Raw genomic sequence first — 3,815 nt, forward strand, 5'->3', positions numbered from 1 at the left:
CCCCCGGGCGCCCGCCGCGCCCCGTACCTCTCCGGCACAGAGCCCCAGCCCCCGACGCACACCACCGGCCCCCACCGCCGGACCACCGGCCCTTACCGACGAACCACCGGCCCCTACCGCCGCACCTTCGACGTACGGAGACCTCCATGCGCTTTCACCGGCCTGCCCGCTTCCGTCCCCGCCCGGCCGTGACCAGCACGGCTGCCCTCTTCACCAGCACAGCCGCTGCCCTCGTTACCTTCACCTCCCTCGCGACCGCTACTGCCTCAGCGACCACTCCCGCGACTTCAGCCACCCGCCCCTGCCCCGAATCCGCCCTGAAGATCACCGCGTCCGCCCTCACTCCTCAGCATCCCGATGTCCTGCGCATCAGCGCCACCAACCGCACCACCACCCCCTGCGCCATCGACCGCATCCCCACCGTGACCTTCGGCGACCTGGACGGCGCCGCGCAGCCCGACCCGCCCGCCGAGAGTGCTCCGTACCGCCTCGCTCCGGGCGCCACCGCGCACGCGACGGTCCGTACGGTCACCGGCCGACCGTCCCCGTCCACCCGTACCGTCGACCACATCACCGTCGCCGCCGACCCCGCCCACCACGGCCGCCGCTTCGGCGCCGCGGCCCTGGGCGCGCCCCACGGCATCCGCGTCTGGTCGCCGACCACGACCTGGTGGCGCCCGACCGCCGGCTGATCACCCCGGCTCCGTACGGCCGACCACCGCCCCAACAGCCGTCCGACGGCCCAACTACCCGTCCTCGGGGGCGGGTTACTCCGAACCGCCCGCCCCCGCCCCCCGTCATCGACCAAAGTGAGCGCATGAGCCTCACGACTGCCGGCGAGCCGCCGGGCCCCGTGCGTTTCTTCCTGCTGTGCGACCGTATGGGCTGCGATGCGCGCGCCGTCCTCGACCTGGTCGTCGCCGACCCGCCGCCGGACATCGAGACGGACCTCTTCGGCCACCTTCTGCACAGCGCCAAAACGGCCGCCCCACGTATCGCCGACATGGGCTGGACGTACTACCAGGGCGACGGCTACTGGTGCCCGCGCTGCTCCACCCCGCGCTCCCAGCGCCCCCGCCGCGGCCGCACCCGCTCGTCCTGACCCCGGGGCGCCACTTACCCGCAGCCCCCTCAATCCCTCGAACAAGAGTAACTGGCTGGTAGCACTCCGTAAGATTTTGCCTTCTTTCCTTGCACGCTTGAGCACTCCTGAACGCTATTGCGGGCAGAGAGCTCGTACTGGCTCTCCGGTGCCGGGACGAGCAGGCACCGTCCATTCCCGACCGGAGGGACCGAGGGCTCCGTGAACCTTGATCTCGTACGTGACTGGGCCGTGGCCGCCATCGCGGTCCGCGTGTTCAGCGCCGACATACGGATGCTGCTGCGCCGCCTCGCCGCCGCCCAGGTGCTGGCTGGCGTCTCCGAACTCACCCGTACCGGTACGGGAACACGTACCGGCGCAGGCACCCGCGAACGCCTCCGTACGGGCACCCGTACCCGTACGCGTGCCGCCGCCGCCCACCAGGCGCGCGACTACGACACTCCGTACGGCGGCTCCCCGTACAACGCGCCGTACGGCAGCCCCTCGTACGGACCCCAGCGCGATCACGACCTCCAGGAGGGCGAGCGCTGATGTCCGAACGCGAGCCGAGCGCCGACCGCGACCCACGTCCCGGCCAGGCCCGGGGATCACACAGGGCACCCGCCCGTACGCCCCAATCCGCCACCGGCTCCCAGAAGTATCCTTTCCGCCCACCCAGTACACCGGGAGCGGCCGCCACACCCGGCACACCAGGCGCACCCGGCACCCACACCCTCGCCAACATCGGCCTGCCCGTCGACTTCCGCGCCTTCCACCAGCTCTACCGCGCGGGCTACATCCGGTACGCCGAACTCCACCTGGAGTCACGTGCGGACGCCGAGGAAGCCGTTGACCTGGCCTTCGAGCAGCTCATGCTCGCCTGGCAGACCGTCCTGCGGCAGCCGGTCCCCGAGGCGTACGCCTGGCGCGTGGTGAAGAACCGCACCATCGACCACGCCAGGGCCCGCGGCCGCCGCCCGGTCGTCGTCGACGTGGCCGCCTTCGAAACCCTCTCCCTGCGCCACGCCCTCGACCCGATAAGCGAGTTGGAGGAGTCCCTCACCCTCTACCAGACCCTCGCCTCGCTGCCCGAGCGCCAGCGGGACGTCATGCTGCTGCGGTACGCCCTCGGATACGCCACCAAGGAAACGGCACGCCTCATGGGCATCACCGAGGCCGGTGTCCGCTCGACCATCCGCTACGCGCTCCGCCGTCTGCGCCAGGCGTTCGGCCTGGAGGAAGGGGAAGACGATGCCCGCCTTGCCGACTGACCTCGACCGCCTTCTGGCCAAGGCCCGCCTCGACACACCCCCGTATACAGAACGCGAGATGGCCGCTGCCGAGGCCCGGTTGAGTGCCCGCGCGGCCGACCGCGTCCTGCACGGCGCCCTGTCCTTCGACGCCGCCATACAGGCCCGCGTAGAAGCCGCCCTGGGCCGCGACCGCACCACCGGCGAACCCGCCGACCCCGCAGAACAACGCCGGATGCACGACGCTGCCCAGGACCTCCAGCGCCTCTGTGCCCTCGTCGTCGCGGAGCCTGAAGCCCTCCACCAGATGTCCGCCTTCATCGGCCGCGGACGCCTCCTCGAACCCGACGGAGCACGCGTACTGGCCTGCGTCCTCCAACTCGCCGGCCGCGACGACTCCGCCCGCTTCTGGTGGCAGTACGCCGCCGGCGCCGGCGACACCTCCTCCGCCTACTGCCTCTACCTCCACCACCTCTCCCTCGCCGAGGTCGGCGAGGCCCACTGGTGGCACGCCCACGCCGACCCGGACCGCCCCGCCCGCACCCGCCCCTCGGCCGACGCCTACGACCTGGTCATCTCCTGGGCCGTAAGCCTCGAAACAGCCCGAGGCTTCGCCCCACCCCCACCCCGCACCACCGCCGCCGCCGTACTCGGCTACGTCTCCAAAGCCATCCAATTCACCGACAACCCCGACCTGGACCTACCTCTACCCCCGGCCGGCTTCGCAGAACACATAGCGGAACTCACGACATCGAAGCGCAGCTGACAACCAACGGCGCCCGCAAGCTGATCACCTCAGCCCCTCAACTAAGCCAACTCCCGCCGAACCAAAACCCGAGCAAACGGCTCCCCACTAGCCCGCGCATAAGCCATCCGCTCCCGCACCTCCGCGAGCGTCCGAGGCCGGTATCCGGGCCCAGTACAACAACCCATGTGAAACCGAACCCCAGCATTCAGCAACACGGAAAGCACCCGCCAGCCTGCATCGTCCCGCTTCTTGGGCGCCGCAAAAGCAGACCCGACGTGGATCAGAGGCTCAGCGCACTGGGGACAGATTCGGGCGTGGTCGTGGCGGCCGGGGTGGGGCTGCTTGTAGGAGGCCCGGCAGGGGAGGCAGACGTAGGAGGTTTTCGCGTGGGGCATGGGGTGAGAGTAGACGCACCGAAGGGCCGATGCGGGAGAATTTTCCTCCCGCATCGGCCCTTCCCTCTGTGCCCCCGGCAGGATTCGAACCTGCGACACCCGCTTTAGGAGAGCGGTGCTCTATCCCCTGAGCTACGGAGGCGGGGTGGTCGGCGCCCGTGGGCGCGGACGGGCTGCTGGTGGGCAGCTTTGGACAGGGTGGCGGATGTGGGGGGGGGGGTGGGGGCGGGCCGGGCCCCGGAGGCCGTGGGGGGCCTTCTGGGGCCGGGGGGGGGTGGGCGGCCTGTGATTCAGGGGCGCCGTGCACAGGCCCCCTAAGGGGCCTGCGCCGGGTTTTTCGG

The 3,815-nt window shown here is 71.0% G+C and carries 6 protein-coding genes and 1 tRNA gene; 5 read left to right on the plus strand and 2 right to left on the minus strand.

Going from position 1 to position 3,815, the window contains the following annotated elements; all coding sequences use genetic code 11:
* Positions 1–146: 146 nt before the first annotated feature.
* The 5 genes from ADK86_RS14280 to ADK86_RS14300 all read left to right on the plus strand — a co-directional run bounded on the left by ADK86_RS14280 (position 147) and on the right by ADK86_RS14300 (position 3,097).
* Positions 147–692 (plus strand): DUF4232 domain-containing protein, encoded by a 546-nt coding sequence (locus ADK86_RS14280; protein ID WP_053696943.1) that lies wholly within the window; start codon positions 147–149, stop codon positions 690–692.
* 125 nt (positions 693–817) lie between these two features.
* Positions 818–1,102, plus strand: a complete 285-nt coding sequence (locus ADK86_RS14285; protein ID WP_003979891.1) for a hypothetical protein — start codon at positions 818–820, stop codon at positions 1,100–1,102.
* 201 nt (positions 1,103–1,303) lie between these two features.
* Entirely contained in the window at positions 1,304–1,633 is a 330-nt protein-coding gene (locus ADK86_RS14290) for a hypothetical protein (protein ID WP_053696944.1), read from the plus strand.
* Entirely contained in the window at positions 1,633–2,352 is a 720-nt protein-coding gene (locus tag ADK86_RS14295) for an RNA polymerase sigma factor (protein ID WP_078952037.1), read from the plus strand. The genes ADK86_RS14290 and ADK86_RS14295 overlap by 1 nt, the downstream gene beginning before the upstream one ends.
* Positions 2,342–3,097: a hypothetical protein gene (locus tag ADK86_RS14300; RefSeq protein WP_159393856.1), complete on the plus strand. Its 756-nt coding sequence runs from the start codon at positions 2,342–2,344 to the stop codon at positions 3,095–3,097. Before ADK86_RS14295 ends, ADK86_RS14300 begins: the two co-directional genes overlap by 11 nt.
* 41 nt (positions 3,098–3,138) lie before the next feature.
* Here the strand turns inward: ADK86_RS14300 and ADK86_RS44460 are convergent, their stop codons facing one another.
* Entirely contained in the window at positions 3,139–3,474 is a 336-nt protein-coding gene (locus ADK86_RS44460) for a deoxyxylulose-5-phosphate synthase (RefSeq protein ID WP_078952038.1), read from the minus strand.
* Positions 3,475–3,543: 69 nt separating this feature from the next.
* Positions 3,544–3,616: transfer RNA gene (locus tag ADK86_RS14305), tRNA-Arg, on the minus strand.
* Between the last annotated feature and the right edge of the window lie 199 nt (positions 3,617–3,815).

The sequence above is a fragment of the Streptomyces sp. NRRL F-5755 genome (genome assembly GCF_001279365.1).
GTDB lineage: Bacteria > Actinomycetota > Actinomycetes > Streptomycetales > Streptomycetaceae > Streptomyces > Streptomyces rimosus.

What these genes read in the sequence shown, in the direction of transcription:
- ADK86_RS14280 (WP_053696943.1), top strand. Translation starts at nt 147, where the DNA reads ATGCGCTTTCACCGGCCTGCCCGCTTCCGTCCCCGCCCGGCCGTGACC.
- ADK86_RS14285 (WP_003979891.1), top strand. Translation starts at nt 818, where the DNA reads ATGAGCCTCACGACTGCCGGCGAGCCGCCGGGCCCCGTGCGTTTCTTC.
- ADK86_RS14295 (WP_078952037.1), top strand. Translation starts at nt 1,633, where the DNA reads ATGTCCGAACGCGAGCCGAGCGCCGACCGCGACCCACGTCCCGGCCAG.
- ADK86_RS44460 (WP_078952038.1), bottom strand. Translation starts at nt 3,474, where the DNA reads ATGCCCCACGCGAAAACCTCCTACGTCTGCCTCCCCTGCCGGGCCTCC.